Origin of the sequence: Streptomyces eurocidicus (genome assembly GCF_002891295.1) — a bacterium.
GTDB lineage: Bacteria > Actinomycetota > Actinomycetes > Streptomycetales > Streptomycetaceae > Streptomyces > Streptomyces eurocidicus.
This window is the reverse complement of the sequence record NZ_LGUI01000004.1, coordinates 482,342-501,509: the sequence shown is the minus strand read 5'-3', so window position 1 is coordinate 501,509 and position 19,168 is coordinate 482,342. Positions and strand designations below refer to the sequence as shown.

General features: G+C 75.4%; 2 protein-coding genes. Both read left to right on the top strand.

The features are described 5' to 3' along the window. Positions 1-22: 22 nt before the first annotated feature. A complete protein-coding gene (locus AF335_RS16145; protein WP_244927043.1) occupies positions 23-13,150 on the top strand; it encodes a type I polyketide synthase in 13,128 nt (4,375 codons plus the stop codon). Positions 13,151-13,232: 82 nt separating this feature from the next. After that, entirely contained in the window at positions 13,233-19,115 is a 5,883-nt protein-coding gene (locus AF335_RS35635) for a type I polyketide synthase (protein WP_411158103.1), read from the top strand. Positions 19,116-19,168 lie beyond the last annotated feature (53 nt).

The following is a 19,168-nucleotide window of genomic DNA, read 5'->3' as shown; positions in this document are numbered from 1 at the left end:
GGCGAGCACATGGGGAATGCTGGTGTCTGAAGATCTCGCGATTTCGAAAAGCGGCGACCGGAACGACGGCCGAGCCGATTCCTTTGTGCCCGCCCCGGCGGGAGCCGTCGCCGTCGTCGGCATGTCCTGCCGCCTCCCCGGCGCCCCCGGCCCCGAAGCCTTCTGGGAGCTGCTGAGCACCGGCACGGAGGCCGTCGGCAGGGCCGCCGACGGCCGCCGGCGCGGCACGGTCGACGGGGCCGCGGAGTTCGACGCCGCCTTCTTCGGCATGTCACCGCGCGAGGCCGCGGACACCGACCCCCAGCAGCGCCTGATGCTCGAACTCGGCTGGGAGGCACTGGAGGACGCCGGGATCGTCCCCGGATCCCTGCGCGGCGAACCGGTGGGCGTGTTCGTCGGCGCCATGAGCGACGACTACGCCACCCTGCTGCACCGCACCGGCGCCCCCGTCGGCGCGCACACGGCCACCGGCCTCCAGCGCGCCATGCTCGCCAACCGCCTGTCCTACTTCCTCGGCACCCGCGGGCCCAGCCTCGTCGTCGACACCGCGCAGTCTTCCTCCCTGGCCGCGGTGGCCCTCGCCGTGGAGAGCCTGCGCAACGGCACCTCGCGCCTGGCCGTCGTCGGCGGCGTCAGCCTGATCCTCGCCGACGACGGCTCCGCCGCCATGGAACGCCTCGGCGCCCTCTCGCCCGACGGCCGCTGCCACACCTTCGACGCCCGCGCCAACGGCTACGTACGCGGCGAGGGCGGTGCCGCGGTCGTCCTCAAGCCCCTCGCCGACGCCCTGGCCGACGGCGACCGCGTGCACTGCGTCGTCCGCGGCGCCGCCCTCGGCAACGACGGCGGCGGCCCCGGCCTCACCGCCCCCGACCGCGCGGGCCAGGAGGCGGTCATCAGGGCGGCCTGCGCCCAGGCCGGGATCAGCCCCGCCGACGTACGGTTCGTCGAACTGCACGGCACGGGCACCCCGGTGGGCGACCCCGTCGAGGCGCACGCCCTCGGCGCGGTGTACGGCCGGGAGCGGCCCGCCGACGACCCGCTGCCGGTCGGCTCGGTGAAGACCAACATCGGCCACCTGGAGGGCGCGGCGGGCATCGCGGGCCTGGTGAAGGCGGCACTGTGCCTGCGGGAAGGAATCCTCCCGCCCTCCCTGAACTTCACCACCCCCAACCCGGCCATCCCGCTGGACCGGCTCCGGCTCAAGGTCCAGACGACCCGCGCGGAACTCCGCCCCCGGACGGCCGGCGCACCCCTGCTGGCGGGCGTCAGCTCGTTCGGCATGGGCGGCACCAACTGCCATGTGGTGCTGGAGGCGGCGCCGGACACGGGGTCCGGAGCCGAGGGGGAGGGGCGGGAGCCGGCGCCCGTGACGGTGCCGCTGGTGCTGTCGGGCCGCACCGAGCCCGCGCTACGGGCCCAGGCGGCACGGTTGCGCGACCACCTGGAGCGCACCGGAGCCGAACCCCTCGACGTCGCCTACTCCCTCGCCACCACGCGCACCCTCTTCGACCACCGCGCCGCCCTGTACTGCGACGACCGCGAGGAACTGACCACCCTGCTCGACCACCTCGCCCACGGCGGCACGCCGACGGGCGTACGGACCGGGGAAGCCCACCCGGGCGCCCGGGTGGCGATGCTGTTCACGGGTCAGGGGGCGCAGCGCGCGGGTATGGGTCGGGAGTTGTACGCCTCGGACGGGGTGTTCGCGGCGGCTTTGGACGAGGTGTGTGCCGAGCTGGGTCCGGTGGGTGGGCGTGCGCTGCGGGATGTGATGTTCGGCGGGGATGCGGGGCTGTTGGAGCGTACGGAGTTCACTCAGCCTGCGTTGTTCGCGTTGGAAGTGGCGTTGTTCAGGGCTGTGGAGGCGCGGGGTGTCCGTGCTGATGTGGTGTTGGGTCATTCGGTGGGTGAGATTGCGGCTGCCTGTGTGGCGGGTGTGTTCTCGTTGTCGGATGCGGCGCGGTTGGTGGTGGCGCGTGGTCGTTTGATGGGTGTGCTGCCGTCCGGCGGGGCGATGTTGTCGGTTCGTGCTGCGGAGGCGGATCTGCCGGATCTGCCGGTGGGTGTGTCGATCGCGGCCGTGAACGGTCCTGCCTCGGTGGTCCTCTCCGGTGAGAAGGCCCCGTTGGAGGGCTTGGCGTCGGAGCTGGCGGCCCGTGAGGTGAAGTGCACGTGGCTGTCGGTCTCTCACGCGTTCCATTCGGCGTTGATGGATCCGATGCTGGAGGAGTTCCGTCAGGTCGCCGCGACTGTGGAGTTCCACGAGCCGCGTCTGACGGTGGTCTCGAACGTGACCGGTGAGATCGCGGCTTCCGGTGAGCTCGGTACGGCCGAGTACTGGGTGCGTCATGCCCGTGAGGCGGTCCGTTTCGCCGATGGCGTCCGTGCGGCCCGTACCGCCGGCGCGGACGTCTTCCTGGAGATAGGCCCGCAGGCCGTCCTGTCCGGCATGGCCGGGCACTGCCTCGGCGACGACCCCGTACCCCTCCTCGTACCGGCCCTCCGGCGTGACAGGCCCGAAGCCGAAGCGTTCTCGTCGGCGCTGGCCGCAGTCCATACCCGGGCCCCCCGCCTCGCCGTCGCGGCGGCGTACGAGGGGTCCGGCGCCCGCCGGGTGCCCCTGCCCACGTACGCCTTCCAGCGCCGTACCCACTGGGCGCGCGGGCTCGACCCCCGGCAGCCCGCCCCCGCCGTGGCGCAGGCCCCCGACCGCGCGGAAGCCGTCCGGGAGGCCATGGCCCCCGGCCCGCGCCGGACGGCGGAGCCGATGTCGCGCGGCAGGCTGCTCCGGCTCGTCCGGGAGACCGCCGCGACCGTCCTGGGCCACGACGATCCCGCCGGGATCGCCCTCGACCGCCCCTTCACCGCGCAGGGGATGGACTCGGTGACGGCGGTCGAACTCCGCGACCTGCTGAGCGCCGCCACCGGCGTGCCCCTCGCCCCCGGACTCGTCTACAACCTGCCCACCCCACGCGCCGTGGCCGACCACCTGGCCGGCGCCCAGCTCGGCGTCCCGGCCGCCACGCCCGGCGCCACCGCCGTCGCACGGGCCGTGCCGCGCGGCACAGAGGAGGACGACGACCCGGTCGTCATCATCGGCGCGGGCTGCCGCCTCCCCGGAGGCGTCGACTCGCCCGCCGGCCTGTGGGAGCTGGTGTCCACGGGCACCGACGCGATCTCAGCTTTCCCCGCCGACCGGGGCTGGGATCTCGACGCGCTCTACGACGCCGAACCCGGCGCGCCGGGCAGGACCTATGTGCGCCAGGGCGGATTCCTCCACGGGGCCGCCGGGTTCGACCCGGACTTCTTCGGGATCAGCCCGCGCGAGGCCACCGCGATGGACCCCCAGCAGCGGCTGCTCCTGGAGACCTCCTGGGAGGCCCTGGAGGACGCGGGGGTCGTCCCGGCGTCGCTGCGCGGCGGTGACACCGGCGTCTTCATCGGCGCCGTCGCGCCCGAATACGGCCCGAGGCTGCACGAAGGGGCCGACGAGTACGCGGGCTACCTGCTCACCGGCACCACGCCGAGCGTGGCCTCGGGACGGATCGCCTACGTCCTCGGGACGCGCGGCCCGGCCGTGACCGTGGACACCGCCTGCTCGTCGTCGCTGGTCGCGATGCACCTCGCGGTGCAGGCGCTGCGCCGTGGCGAGTGCGGCTTGGCGCTGGCCGGCGGTGCCGCCGTGATGTCCGGCCCCGGCATGTTCGTGGAGTTCTCCCGCCAGCTGGGCCTGGCCCCCGACGGCCGGTGCAAGCCCTTCTCCGCCGACGCCGACGGCACGGCGTGGTCCGAAGGCGTCGCCGTGCTCGCCCTCGAACGCCTCTCGGACGCGCGGCGCAACGGCCATCGCGTGCTGGCGGTCGTGCGCGGCACGGCCGTGAACCAGGACGGCGCCAGCAACGGCCTGACGGCGCCGAGCGGCCCGGCGCAGGAGGACGTGATCAGACGGGCCCTGGCCGACGCGGGCCTGACCCCGGGCGACGTGGACGCCGTCGAGGCGCACGGCACCGGCACCGCCCTCGGCGACCCGATCGAGGCGGACGCGCTGCTGGCCACGTACGGCCGGGAGCGCGCCGGCGACCCGCTGTGGCTGGGGTCGCTGAAGTCGAACATCGGGCACGTCCAGGCGGCGGCCGGAGCCGGCGGCGTCATCAAGATGCTCCAGGCGATGCGCCACGGCGTACTGCCGCGCACGCTCCACGCCGGCAGCCCCAGCCCGCACGTCGACTGGGCGTCGGGCGCCGTCGAGCTGCTGGCCGAGGAGCGCCCCTGGCCCGTACGCGACGGCCGCCCGCGCCGGGCGGGAGTCTCCTCCTTCGGCATCAGCGGCACCAACGCCCACGTGATCCTGGAGGAGCCGCCCACCGCACCGGCCGAAGCGCCCGACGACGAGCACTTCGAGCCGCCCGCGGTCATGGCCTGGCCGGTCTCGGCCCGCTCCGAGCAGGCGCTGCGCGCCCAGGCGGCACGGTTGCGCGACCACCTGGAGCGCACCGGAGCCGACCCGCTGGACGCCGCCCACTCGCTCGCCGCCACACGCTCGTCCTTCGGCGAGCGGGCGGTCGTCCTGGGCCGCGACCGCGGGGAACTGCTCGCGGGCCTCGACGCGCTCGCCGCCGGGAGCCGGACGCCCCAGGTGGTCAGGGGCACGGCCGACCCGGAGACCGTCGTGGCCGCGCTGTTCACGGGCCAGGGCGCACAGCGCGTCGGCATGGGACGGGAGCTCTACGTCTCCGACGCCGTCTTCGCGGCGGCGCTGGACGAGATCTGCGCGGAACTGGGCCCGCTGGACGGGCACTCGGTGCGGGATGTGATGTTCGGCGGGGATGCGGGGCTGTTGGAGCGTACGGAGTTCACTCAGCCTGCGTTGTTCGCGTTGGAAGTGGCGTTGTTCAGGGCTGTGGAGGCGCGGGGTGTCCGTGCTGATGTGGTGTTGGGTCATTCGGTGGGTGAGATTGCGGCTGCGTGTGTGGCGGGTGTGTTCTCGTTGTCGGACGCTGCCCGGTTGGTGGTGGCGCGTGGTCGTTTGATGGGTGCGTTGCCGTCGGGTGGGGCGATGTTGTCGGTTCGTGCTGCGGAGGCGGATCTGCCGGATCTGCCTGCCGGGGTGTCGATCGCGGCGGTAAACGGCCCGGTGTCGGTGGTCCTGTCGGGTGAGAAGGCCCCGTTGGAGGCCGTCGCGTCGGAGTTGGCGGCCCGTGAGGTGCGGACGTCCTGGCTGTCGGTCTCCCATGCGTTCCATTCGGTGTTGATGGATCCGATGCTGGAGGAGTTCCGCCGGGTCGCGGCCACGGTGGAGTTCCGGGAGCCGCGTCTGACGGTGGTCTCGAACGTGACCGGTGAGATCGCGGCTTCCGGTGAGCTCGGTACGGCCGAGTACTGGGTGCGTCATGCCCGTGAGGCGGTCCGTTTTGCCGACGGCGTCCGTGCGGCCCGTGCCGCCGGTGCGAGCGTCTTCCTGGAGATAGGCCCGCAGGCCGTGCTGACCGGCATGGCCGGGCACTGCTTCGACGGCGACCCCGAAGCTCCGCTCCTCGTACCTGCCCTGCGCCGTGACCGGCCGGAGACCGACACCCTGCCGGAGGCGCTCGCCGCCCTCGCGGTCCAGGGCGTCGACGTCGACTGGGCGGCGCTCTACGAGGGAAGCGGCGCGCGGCGCATCGACCTGCCGACGTACGCCTTCCAGCGCACCCGCTACTGGCTGGACGCCCCCGTCGGCGCGCGTGCGGTCGCCGACACGGACCCGGGTACGGACGACCTCCGGTACCGCGCCGTCTGGCACCCCGCGGCCGCCTCCGGTCCCACCGCGCCCTCCGGACCGCCGGAGCCGTGGCTGCTGCTCGCCCCGGACGACCCCGCGGACGCCCCACTCACCGCCGCCGTCGCGCGCGAGCTCGCCGCGCGAGGTGCCGGCGTCCACGCCCTCGGCCTCCCCGCCGGAGCCGACCGGGACACCGTCGCCCGGCTGCTGCGCGAGGCCGGTGACGCGGCCGCGCGGTGCGGGCGCGTCCTGTGGCAGGCACCCGCCGAGCCCGACCTCGCCGACGCGGTGGCGCTCCTCCAGGCCCTTGGCGAGGCCGGGCCGGACGCCGCCCCGCTGTGGATCGCCACCCGGGGCGCGGCGGCCGTCCGGCCGGGCGAGTCGCCGTCCCCCGCCGGGGCACGGCTCTGGGGGCTGGGACAGGTCGCGGCGGTCGAACTCGGCCCCCGCTGGGGCGGTCTCGTGGACCTGCCCGCCGAGCCCACGCCCGCGGCCCTCCGCGCGCTCGGCGCGGCGGCCCTCGCGGACACGGCGGACGCCCGTACCCCGGAGGACCAGATCGCGGTGCGCGACTCCGGCGTCCACGTCCGGCGGGTGGTGCCCGCCCCCGCCCCGGCCGTCCGGCACGACTGGAAGCCCTCCGGAACCGTCCTGATCACCGGCGGCACCGGCGCGCTCGGCGCCCGGGTGGCCCGTAGGCTCGCCCGCGCCGGCACCCCGCACCTCCTCCTCACCGGCCGCCGGGGACCGGCCGCCCCGGGCGCCGCCGAGCTGGCCGAGGAGCTGACCGCGCTCGGTGCCGGTGTCACCGTGGCCGCCTGCGACGTCGCCGACCGGGACGAGCTCGCCGCCCTCCTCGCGGGCATCCCCGGTGACCGGCCGCTGACCGCCGTGCTGCACGCGGCCGGTGTCCTCGACGACGGCGTCCTCGACGCGCTGACGCCCCGGCGGATCGATGCCGTACTACGGGCCAAGGTCACCGCCGCCACCCACCTGGACGACCTCACCTCCGGGCTCCCCCTCGACGCCTTCGTGCTCTTCTCCTCGATCGTCGGAGTGTGGGGCAACGGCGGCCAGACCTCGTACGCGGCCGCCAACGCCGCACTCGACGCACTCGCCCACCGGCGCAGGGAACGCGGGCAGCGCGCCACCTCGATCGCCTGGGGGCCCTGGGCGGGCGCCGGAATGGCGGCCGGCGCGGGGGCCGGGGCGGCCTTCGCCCGGGACGGCATCGCGGCGCTGGACCCGGAGCGCGCGCTCGACGAGCTGGAGCGTGCGGTCGGCGCCGACGAGACGTCGGTGATCGTCGCCGGTGTGGACTGGGCGGTCTTCGCCGGACCGTCGGCGCCCCGGGGCTCCTGGGCGCTGTTCGACGGGGTTCCGGCGGTCCGCGCCGCCCGCGCGGCTGCCCCACGCCCGGTCCCCGCCACCGGCCCGGCCGGGGAACGCGCCCGGCTGTCGGAGAAGCTGCCGGAGGCGGAACGCCGGCGTGAACTGCTCGACCTGGTGCGTACGGAGGCCGCCCTGGTGCTCCGGCGCGAGTCGGCGGCGGCCGTCGACCCGCGGATCGCCTTCAAGGCCAGCGGGTTCGACTCGCTCACCGTCCTCGAACTGCGCAACCGGCTCACCGCCGCCACCGGCCTCGCCCTGCCCAGCAGCCTCCTGTTCGACCACCCCAACCCCACGGCCCTCGCCCGGCACCTGCATGACGAACTCTTCGGCGCGGGCACGGAGACGGCGCCGGAGGCGAACGGCGCGGCGGCCCGCCCCACGGCCGGCGCGGACGAGCCGGTCGCGATCGTGGGCATGGCGTGCCGCTACCCCGGCGGCGCCGCCTCGCCGGACGCCCTCTGGGACCTGGTGGCCGCCGGAACCGACGCGATCTCCGCCTTCCCGGCCGGGCGCGGCTGGGACCTCGACGGGCTGTACGACCCGGACCCGGACGCGCCGGGCAAGTCGTACGTCCGCGAGGGCGGCTTCCTGCACGACGCGGGCGACTTCGACCCGGAGTTCTTCGGGATCGGCCCGCGCGAGGCCACCGCGATGGACCCCCAGCAGCGGCTGCTCCTGGAGACGTCCTGGGAGGTCCTGGAGGACGCCGGGATCGTGCCGGAGTCGCTGCGCGGCACCCGCACCGGAGTCTTCGCCGGCATCTCCCAGCAGGACTACGCCGGGCGGATGCACGACTCGGCCGACAAGTACGGCGGCCACATGCTCACCGGAACCCTGGCGAGCGTGATCTCGGGCCGCGTCGCGTACACGCTGGGCCTGGAAGGTCCGGCGTTGACGGTGGACACGGCGTGTTCGTCGTCGTTGGTGGCGTTGCATCTGGCGGTGCAGTCGTTGCGGCGGGGTGAGTGTGATCTGGCGTTGGCGGGTGGGGTGACGGTGCTGGCGTCGCCGACGGTGTTTGTTGAGTTCTCGCGGCAGCGTGGGCTGGCCGCCGACGGGCGGTGCAAGGCGTTCGCCGAGGGTGCCGATGGGACGGCGTGGTCGGAGGGTGCCGGGGTGCTGCTCGTCGAGCGGCTCTCCGACGCGCGCCGCAACGGTCACCGGGTCCTCGCGGTCGTACGCGGCACGGCGGTGAACCAGGACGGCGCCAGCAACGGGCTGACCGCCCCGAGCGGACCGGCGCAGCAACGGGTGATCCGTGAGGCGCTGTCCGACGCGGGAGTGGCCGCCGGTGAGGTCGACGCGGTGGAGGCGCACGGTACGGGTACGGCGCTGGGTGATCCGATCGAGGCGGGCGCGCTGCTGGCGACGTACGGCCGGGGCCGTGACGCCGGTCCGTTGTGGCTGGGGTCGCTGAAGTCGAACATCGGGCACGCCCAGGCGGCGGCGGGAGTCGCCGGCGTGATCAAGATGGTGCAGGCGATGCGTCACGGCCTGCTGCCCCGCACGCTGCATGTGGACGCTCCGTCGTCCCGCGTGGACTGGTCCACGGGCTCGCTGCGGCTGCTGACCGAGGCCCGGCCGTGGGAGGGGCGGGCGGACCGGCCGCGCCGTGCGGGCGTCTCGGCCTTCGGCGTCAGCGGTACGAACGCCCATGTCATCGTCGAAGAGCCGCCGGTGGAGACGGAGAAGACCTTGACAGGGCCGATGGCCCCTTCGGTCGTGGCCTGGCCGGTGTCGGCGCGTACGGAACCGGCGTTGCGTGCTCAGGCGGTCCGGCTGCGCGGTCACCTCGAAGGGCTTCCGGCTGCTTTCTCACCTCTCGATGTGGGGCATTCGCTGGCTGTTACGCGTGCGTCGTTCGGTGAGCGGGCGGTGGTGCTGGGGCGTGATGGTGGGGAGCTGTTGGCGGGTCTGGATGTGCTGGCTGCTGGTGGTGAGGCGGCTGGTGTGGTGCGGGGGACGGCGGTGCGGGGGAGTCGTGTCGCGGTTCTCTTCACGGGTCAGGGTGCGCAGCGTGCGGGTATGGGGCGTGAGTTGTGTGCCTCGGACGGGGTGTTCGGGGCGGCTTTGGACGAGGTGTGTGCCGAGCTGGGTTCGGTGGGTGGGCGGTCGCTGCGGGATGTGATGTTCGGCGACGACGCGGGGCTGTTGGACCGCACCGAGTTCACTCAGCCTGCCTTGTTCGCGCTGGAAGTGGCCTTGTTCAGGGCGATGGAGGCGCGTGGGCTCCGTGCCGATGTGGTGCTGGGGCATTCCGTGGGTGAGATTGCGGCTGCCTGTGTGGCGGGTGTGTTCTCGTTGTCGGACGCTGCCCGGTTGGTGGTGGCGCGTGGTCGTCTGATGGGTGCGCTGCCGTCGGGTGGGGCCATGCTGTCGGTACGCGCCCCGGAGGCGGATCTGCCGGATCTGCCGGTGGGTGTATCGATCGCGGCCGTGAACGGTCCTGCCTCGGTGGTCCTGTCGGGCGAGAAGGCCCCGTTGGAGGGCTTGGCGTCGGAGCTCGCGGCCCGTGAGGTGAAGTGCACGTGGCTGTCGGTCTCTCACGCGTTCCATTCGGCGTTGATGGATCCGATGCTGGAGGAGTTCCGCCGGGTCGCCGCGACCGTGGAGTTCCACGAGCCGCGTCTGACGGTGGTCTCGAACGTGACCGGTGAGATCGCGGCTTCCGGTGAGCTCGGTACGGCCGAGTACTGGGTGCGTCATGCCCGTGAGGCGGTCCGTTTCGCCGACGGCGTCCGTGCGGCCCGCGCCACCGGCGCCGATGTCTTCCTGGAGATAGGCCCGCAGGCCGTCCTGTCCGGCATGGCCGGGCACTGCTTCGACGACGAGCCCGGGGCGGCCCCCCTCCTCGTACCGACCCTGCGCCGTGACCACCCCGAGCCCGAGGCCCTCGCCACCGCCCTGGCCACCCTCCACACCCATGTCGCCGAGCTCGACGCCGCCTCCGTGTACGAGGAAACCGGCGCCCGCCGGGTGCCGCTGCCCACGTACGCGTTCCAGCGGCGTACCTACTGGGCGTCCGGCTCGGCCCCCGGCGCCGGTACCGCCGCCGCGGCCCACTTCGGGCTGACCTGGAAGGACCACCCGTTCCTCACCGGCGCGACCCCGATCGCGGGCTCCGGCGCGACCCTCTTCACCGGCAGACTGTCGCTCGCCGCCCACCCGTGGCTGGCCGACCACGTCGTGTCCGGCTCGGTGCTGCTCCCCGGGACGGCCTTCGCCGACCTCCTGCTGCGCGTCGCCGACGAACTGGGCGCGGGCGCGGTCGAGGAGTTCGACCTCCGTGTCCCCCTGGTCCTCCCCGAGCGTGGCGTCACACAGATCCAGGTGCTGGCCGAGGCGCCCGACAAGCGCGGGCTGCGCGCCGTCACCGTCGCCGCGCGCCCGGAGGGGCCCGGCCCGTACGGCGAGGAGCCGGAGTGGACCGAGCACGCCGGCGGTGTGCTCGCGCCCGAGACGCCCGGGACGCCCGCCGCGCCGCCCGCCGCGTGGGCGGCGGGGGCCTGGCCGCCGCCGCGCGCCGAGAAGGTGGAGGTGGCCGGGCTGTACGAGGAGTTCGCGGCGCGGGGCTACGGCTATGGACCGGCCTTCACCGGGCTGACCGGGGTGTGGCGCCGGGGCGCGGAGCTCTTCGCCGAGGTACGGCTGCCCGGCGCGGCCGGCGGCGCGGGCGGATTCGGCGTCCACCCCGCCCTGTTCGACGCCGCCCTGCACCCCTGGCGCGCGGGCGGGCTGCTGCCCGGGGCGGGTGACGGCGACACCCTCGTACCGTTCTCGTGGCAGGGCGTCTCCCTGTACGCGACCGGTGCCGACGCCCTGCGCGTACGGCTGGCCCCGGCCCGGGACGGCGGCGCCTTCTCGGTGCACGCGGTCGACGGGACGGGTGCGCCCGTCCTCGCCCTGGACGCGCTCACGCTGCGTCCGGTCACCGTGGGCCCCGAGGCCGCCGGACCCGTCCCGGTGTACCGCGTCGACTGGCGGCACGTGCCGCCGTCGCCCCAAGGCGCCGACGCCGCCGCGGAGCCCCGCACCCGGGCCGTCGTGGGGTCCGCCACCGACGGCATCGCGGCGGCCCTGCGCTCGCCCGCGGGCGCCGGGCCCGCGTCCTACGCCCACCTCGCGGCCCTCCGCGAGGCGCTGGACGGGGGAGCGCCCGTACCCGACGTGGTCGTCCTCACCCCCTTCGACACCGGCTCCGAGCCCGACCCCGTACGCGCGCACCTGCGCCGTGGCCTGTCCCTCGTCCAGGAGTGGGCCGGGGACGAGCGCCTGGCGGGCGCGCGGCTGGTCGTCCTCACCCGGAACGCCGTCGAGGCGGGGGACGCCGACGTGCCCGGTCTCGCGGGCGCCGCCCTCTGGGGCCTGCTGCGCTCCGCCCAGGCCGAGTACCCGGACCGCTTCACCCTCCTCGACCTCGACGGATCCCCGGCGACCCGGGCCGCCCTCCCCATGGCCCTGGCCTCTGACGAGCCCCAGCTCGCGCTGCGTACGGGCGCCCTGCTCGCACCCGCGCTCGCCCCGCTGCCGGCGCTCCCGCGGGCGGCGGACGGCGACGCCACCGGCCCCGGCGCGGCCTTCGACCCCGACGGCACCGTCCTGATCACCGGCTGCACCGGAGCCCTCGGCCGGCGCGTCGCCCCGCACCTCGCCCGGCGCCACGGGGTCCGCCGCATGCTGCTCGTCAGCAGGCGCGGCCCGGACGCCCCCGAAGCCGCCCTCCTGGAACGGGAACTCACCGGGCTGGGCGTCTCCGTCACCTTCGCCGCGTGCGACCTGGCCGACCCGGCCGACGTCGGGAAGGCGCTCGCCGCCGTCCCGCCCGAGCACCCCCTCACCGCCGTCGTGCACACCGCGGGCGTCCTCGACGACGGCGCGCTCGCCGGCCTGACCCCGGAGCGGATCGACACGGTCCTGCGGTCCAAGGCCGATGCCGTCCGCAATCTGCACGAGGCCACCGCGGGCCTGCCACTGCGCGCGTTCGTCCTGTTCTCCGCCGCGGCCGGGCTGCTCGGCCGCCCGGGGCAGGCGTCCTACGCGGCGGCCAACGGCGTCCTCGACGCCTTCGCCCGCACCCGGCGGGCGGCCGGCCTCCCGGCGGTGTCCCTGGCCTGGGGGCTGTGGGACGAACAGGACGGCATGGCCGGCGGGCTGGACGACACGGCCCGCCACCGGCTGCGCCGCGAGGGCATCGCCCCCATGCCGCCCGCACAGGGCCTCGCCCTGCTCGACCGGGCCCTGGCCGCGCACCGGGACGGCGACGGCCCCGCCGTCCTCGTACCGCTGCTGCTGGACAGGTCCGCGCTGCGCCGCCTCGCCGTGGAGCGGGGACCGGGCGCGGTCCCGCCCCTGCTGCGCGCCCTCGTCCCGGCGGGCCCGCGCCGGACGGGCACCGCACCGACGGCCGGGACCGGGGCCGGATCCGGAGCAGGTGACGGCGGGGCCGGGGAGGCGGCGCGGCTCGCGGCGCTGCCCGCCGGGGAACGGGCGGCCGCACTGCTGGAGCTGGTCACCGGACAGGTCGCCGACGTCCTCGGACACGCGTCCGCCGCCGAGGTCGACCCGGAACGCTCCTTCCGGGAGATCGGGTTCGACTCCCTGGCGGCGGTGGAACTCCGCAACCGCCTCGGCCGCCTCGTCGACCTCAGGCTGCCCACCACGCTCGCCTTCGACCGCCCCACGCCGAAGGAGATGGCCGAGTGGATCGACGGCGAACTGCCCCGGGCCGCCGAGGCGTCCGCCGCCCCGCCCGCCGTCGAATCCATCCTGGCCGGTATCGAGGACCTGGCGCGGACCGTGGCATTGATGGAGGCGGACGACGGCCTGCGCACCGATGTGCGCGAGCGGCTCGCCGGGCTGCTGGCCGCGTTCGACACCCCGCGGCCGGCGGCACCCGGTGCCTCCGGGGCCGCCGGGACCCCCGTGACCGTCGCGGACCGGATCGACGAGGCGACCGACGACGAGATCTTCGCCTTCCTGGACGAGCAACTATGACCGACCTGACCGACCCGACGGCCCTGACCGCCCTGACCGGCCCGACCGCCCCGTGGACCGACGACCGCACGCCGAGGAGTGAGTGGCAGCGATGAACACCGAGAACGACAAGATCCGCAGCTACCTGAAGCGTGCCACCACCGAACTCCACCGGACCAAGACCCGGCTGGCCGAACTGGAGGCGGCGGGCCGCGAACCGATCGCGATCGTGGGCATGGCGTGCCGTTACCCCGGCGGGGTGGCCTCGCCCGAGGATCTGTGGGACCTGGTCGCCGGGGGTACCGACGCGATCTCGCCGTTCCCTACGGACCGGGGCTGGGACGCCGACGGGCTGTACGACCCGGACCCGGACGCGCCGGGCAAGTCGTACGTCCGCGAGGGCGGCTTCCTGCACGACGCGGGCGACTTCGACCCGGAGTTCTTCGGCATGTCCCCGCGCGAGGCGACCGCGGTCGACCCGCAGCAGCGCCTGTTGCTGGAGACGTCCTGGGAGGCGCTGGAGCGTGCCGGGATCGTGCCGGAGTCGCTGCGCGGCACCCGCACCGGAGTCTTCACGGGCGTGATGTACGACGAGTACGGGTCCAGGTTCGACCCGGCGCCCGCCGAGTTCGAGGGCTATCTGGTGAACGGAAGCGCGGGGAGCATCGCCTCCGGCCGGGTCGCCTACACCCTCGGCCTTCAGGGGCCGGCGTTGACGGTGGACACGGCGTGTTCGTCGTCGTTGGTGGCGTTGCATTTGGCGGTGCAGTCGTTGCGGCGTGGTGAATGTGATCTGGCGTTGGCGGGTGGGGTGACGGTGCTGGCGTCGCCGACGGTGTTTGTTGAGTTCTCGCGGCAGCGCGGGCTGGCCGCCGACGGGCGGTGCAAGGCGTTCGCCGAGGGTGCCGATGGGACGGCGTGGTCGGAGGGTGCCGGGGTGCTGCTGGTGGAGCGGTTGTCCGATGCCCGTCGCAATGGTCACCGGGTGCTGGCCGTCGTCCGGGGTACGGCCGTCAACCAGGACGGTGCCAGCAACGGTCTGACCGCGCCCAGCGGCCCCGCCCAGCAGAAAGTCATCCAGGACGCCCTGGCCGATGCCGGTCTGACGCCGGGTGAGGTCGACGCAGTGGAGGCGCACGGTACGGGTACGGCGCTGGGTGATCCGATCGAGGCGGGCGCGCTGCTGGCGACGTACGGCCGGGACCGTGACGCCGGTCCGTTGTGGCTCGGCTCGCTGAAGTCGAACATCGGGCACGCGCAGGCCGCGGCGGGCGTAGGCGGTGTGATCAAGATGGTGCAGGCGATGCGGCACGGCCTGTTGCCCCGTACCCTGCACGCCGATTCCCCCACCTCCCGGGTGGACTGGACCTCCGGCGCGGTGGAACTGCTGCGCGAGGCCCGGCCGTGGGAGGGTCGGGCGGACCGGCCGCGCCGTGCGGGCGTCTCGGCGTTCGGCGTCAGCGGTACGAACGCCCATGTCATCGTCGAGGAACCGGCCACGACCGAGGCTCCCGCCGAAGCGCCCGTCACCGAACCGCCCGCCGTGTTCGCGTGGCCGGTGTCGGCGCGTACGGAACCCGCCCTGCGTGCCCAGGCGGTCCGGCTGCGCGGCCACCTCGAAGGGCTCCCGGCCGCCTTCTCGCCCCTCGACGTCGGGCACGCCCTCGTCACCACGCGTGCGTCGTTCGGTGAGCGGGCGGTGGTGCTGGGGCGTGATGGTGGGGAGTTGCTGGCGGGTCTGGATGTGCTGGCTGCTGGTGGTGAGGCTGCTGGTGTGGTGCGGGGGACGGCGGTGCGGGGGAGCCGTGTCGCGGTTCTCTTCGCGGGGCAAGGGGCTCAGCGTGCGGGTATGGGGAGTGAGTTGTGTGCCTCGGACGGGGTGTTCGCGGCGGCTTTGGACGAGGTGTGTGCCGAGCTGGGCCCGGTGGACGGGCACTCGCTACGGGACGTGATGTTCGGCGACGACCCCGGGCTGTTGGACCGCACCGAGTTCACCCAGCCTGCTTTGTTCGCGCTGGAAGTGGCGTTGTTCAGGGCGATGGAGGCTCGTGGGCTCCGTGCCGATGTGGTGCTGGGTCATTCGGTGGGTGAGATCGCGGCCGCCTGTGTGGCGGGTGTGTTCTCGTTGTCGGACGCTGCCCGGTTGGTGGTGGCGCGTGGTCGTTTGATGGGTGTGCTGCCGTCCGGCGGGGCCATGCTGTCGGTACGCGCCCCGGAATCCGGCCTCCCGGAGCTGCCCTCCGGCGTCTCCGTCGCCGCCGTCAACGGCCCTGCCTCGGTGGTCCTCTCCGGTGAGAAGGAAGCCCTGGAGCCGGTTGCCGCTCACCTTGCCGAGCAGGGGGTACGGACGTCCTGGCTGTCGGTCTCCCACGCCTTCCACTCCTCGCTGATGGATCCGATGCTGGAGGAGTTCCGTCAGGTCGCCGCGACCGTGGAGTTCCACGAGCCGCGTCTGACCGTGGTCTCCAACCTGACCGGCGAGATCGCGTCCTCCGGCGAGCTCGGCACCGCCGACTACTGGGTGCGCCACGCTCGTGAGGCCGTCCGTTTCGCCGACGGGTTACGCGCGGCCCGCGCCACCGGCGCCGACGTCTTCCTGGAGATAGGCCCGCAGGCCGTCCTGTCCGGCATGGCGGGCCACTGCTTCGACGACGAGCCCGGGGCGGCCCCCCTCCTCGTACCGACCCTGCGCCGTGACCACCCCGAGCCCGAGGCCCTCGCCACCGCCCTGGCCACCCTCCACACCCGTGGCCACCGCATCGCCCTCCTGCCTCCCGCGCCCGACGCCCCGTACGGCGCCCGGCCCGACCTGCCGACCTACCCCTTCCAGCGGGACCGCTACTGGCTGGCCGTCCCGCCGAAGCCCGTGACCGGGGGCGACCTGCCGGCCGCCGGCCTCACCGCCTTCGAGCACCCCCTGTTCGCCGCGGCCGTGGAACTCCCCGAGGCCGACACCACCGTCTGGACCGGCAGGCTGTCCTCCCCGGAACTCCCCTGGCTCGCCGGTCATCTGGTGTGGGACCGGGGCGTTGTTCCGGGCGCGGCCCTGCTGGAGGCCGTGCTCCGGATCGGTACGCGCGTCGGCCTGCCCCGGGTCGCCGAGCTGGTCCTGGAGACCCCGCTGACCTGGAGCCCCGACGTCCCCGCGCAACTCCGCGCCGTCGTGGGCGCACCCGGGGCCGGGGGAGCCCGTGAGATCACCCTCCACTCCCGCCCCCAGCCCGAAGACGCCCGGGACGACGGCGCCCCGTGGACCCGGCACGCCTCCGGTCTGCTCGCCCCGCCCGTCGACGGGTCCGGCCCCGACGCCGCCGTTTTCGCCGGCCTCGCCGGAGTCTGGCCTCCCGCAGGTGCCCGCCCTCTCGACGTCTCCGGCCAGTACGCCCTCTTCGCCGCCGCCGGAATCGGTTACGAAGGCGCCTTCCGAGGGCTGCGCGCGGCATGGCGGCGCGGCGACGAGGTGTTCGCCGAGGTGCGGCTGCCCGACGAGTACGCCGCCGACGCCGCCCGCTACGGAGTCCACCCGGCGCTGCTCGACGCGGTGCTCCACCCCATCGCGCTCCTCGACACGCCCGCCGGCGGCGGGCACGGCCCGCTGCCCTTCTCCTGGACCGACGTGGTGTGCCACCCCCGGACCGCCGGTGCCGGACACGCCCTGCGCGTACGCGTCGCGCCGGGCGGCGCGGGCGGTGACGGCGCCGTGTCGATCGCGGCCGCCGACCGCGAGGGCGTCCCCGTCCTCGGCGTCCGCGCGCTGGCGCTGCGCCGTGTCGCCGCCGACCGCCTTCCGGCCGCTCCCGCCGTCCCGCTCCACCGCGTCGACTGGGCGCCCCTCCAGGGCGCCGCACCCGCCGCCACGGCGGGCAGCTGGGCCGTCACCGGGCCCGTGGACGCGGCCACCCTCACCGGACTGCGGGCGGCCGGTGTGGACGTACGCGTCCTCCCCGGGCCCGGAGGGACGGACGAGCCCGCCGGGCCGCCCGCCGAGGCCGTCGTGCTCGACCTGACCGCCGCCGCGAGCGGGGCCCCGTCCCCGGACCTCGTCGACCGCGTCCGTACGGTCGTGCGCCGGGTGCTGCGCGCGGTGCAGTCCCCGCCGCCGGCCGGTCCGGGCGGCACGCCGCCACGGCTCGTGGTCCTCACCCGGGGCGCCGCCGGGCCCGCCGGTCCGGCGGCCGACCCGGCGGGGGCCGCCGCCTGGGGACTGGTCCGCACCGCGCAGACCGAACAGCCCGGCCGCTTCGTCCTGGTCGACGTCGACGACCGGCAGGAGTCGCTCCGCGCCCTGCCCGGCCTCCTCGCGACCGGCGCCACCCAGCTCGCCGTACGCGCCGGCCGCGCCACGGTGCCCCGCCTCGTACCGGTGACCGGTGAACCCGCGCGCCCCGAAGGCCCCTTGGGTCTCGTGGGTGAGGAGCCGGCATGGCCGCCCGTCCCCGACGGCACCGTCCTGATCACCGATGGAACCGGCGCCGCCCAGCTCGACGGCCGCGCCACCGTGCCCCGCCTCGTACCGGTGACCGGTGAACCCGCGCGCCCCGACGGCCCCTCGGGCCTCGCGGACGGGGGAACGGCGTGGCCGCCCGCCCCGGACGGCACCGTCCTGATCACCGGCGGAACCGGCGCCCTGGCCGCCGAGACCGCCCGGCACCTGGTGACCCGGCACGGCGTACGGCGCCTGCTGCTCGTCAGCAGGCGCGGCGCGGACGCTCCGGGCGCCACGGCCCTGGCCGCCGAACTCACCGGTCTCGGCGCCGGGACCGAGGTCCGGGCCTGCGACGTCGCCGACCGCGACGCCGTCCGCCGGCTGCTCGCCGGGATACCCGCCGAACACCCGCTGACCTGCGTGGTGCACACCGCCGGGGTCCTGGACGACGGCGTGCTCCCCGCGCAGACGCCCGAGCGGATCGACGCGGTGCTGCGGCCCAAGGCCGACGCCGCCGTCCACCTGGACGCCCTGACGCGCGAGGCGGGGACCCCCGTGTCGCTGGTGCTGTTCTCCTCCGTCTCCGGCGTCCTCGGCAGCGCGGGCCAGGCCGGATACGCGGCGGCGAACGCGTTCCTCGACGCGCTGGCCGTCCGCCGCCGCGCCGACGGCCACCACGCCCTCTCGCTCGGCTGGGGCTGGTGGACCGGCGCCGGCATGGCCGACGGGCTCGGCGGCGCGGACGCCGCCCGCATCCGGCGCTCCGGCATCGCCCCGGTCGACACCCGGACCGCCCTCGGCCTCCTCGACCGGGCGCTCGCCCGGCCGGAGCCCGCCCTGCTGCCCGTACGGCTGGACCTGCCCGCGCTGCGCTCCGCCGCGCGTGACGGCATGGCACCGCCGGAGGTCCTGCGCGACCTGGCGGGGGAGCCGGCCGCCCCCGCCGGGGGCCCGGGCGCCGACGACAGGGACCGCTCGCCCGCCTCCCCCGGCCCGACCGCCGCCGAAGCCCTCGTGGAGCGCCTCGCGCGCCGCTCGGCCCCCGAGCGGACGGCCCTGCTGCTCGACCTGGTGCGTACCGAGGTGGCCGCCGTGCTGGGGCACGGCGACCGGGGCGCCGTGGGAGCCGGGCGGTCCCTCAAGGAGGCCGGGTTCGACTCCCTCACCGCGGTGGACCTCCGCAACCGGCTCACCGCGCGCACCGGCCTCCGGCTGCCCGCGACCCTCGTCTTCGACCACCCGACCCCGCTGGCCCTCGCCGAACTCCTGCTCGCCGAACTGGACGAGGCCGCCGCGGCCGCCGGCCCGGCGGCCGACGATCTGAGCACCGCCCTCGACCGGCTGGAACGCAGCCTCATGGCCGCCACCGCCGATGGCCCCGGCCGGGCCCGGGCCGCCGAACGGCTGCGCGGCCTGCTCGCCGGACTCACCGCCGGATCCCCGTCCGGACCGGCCGCCGCCGGCCGGGCTGCCGCGCCCGGCGGCGAACTCGTCGCCGACCGGCTCGAGTCCGCCTCCGACGACGAGCTCTTCGACTTGTTCGACAGCGACTTCCGATGAGGCGCGCCGCGCCGCCACCGGACCGTCGCCGCACCACTTCGCACCACCCGGCC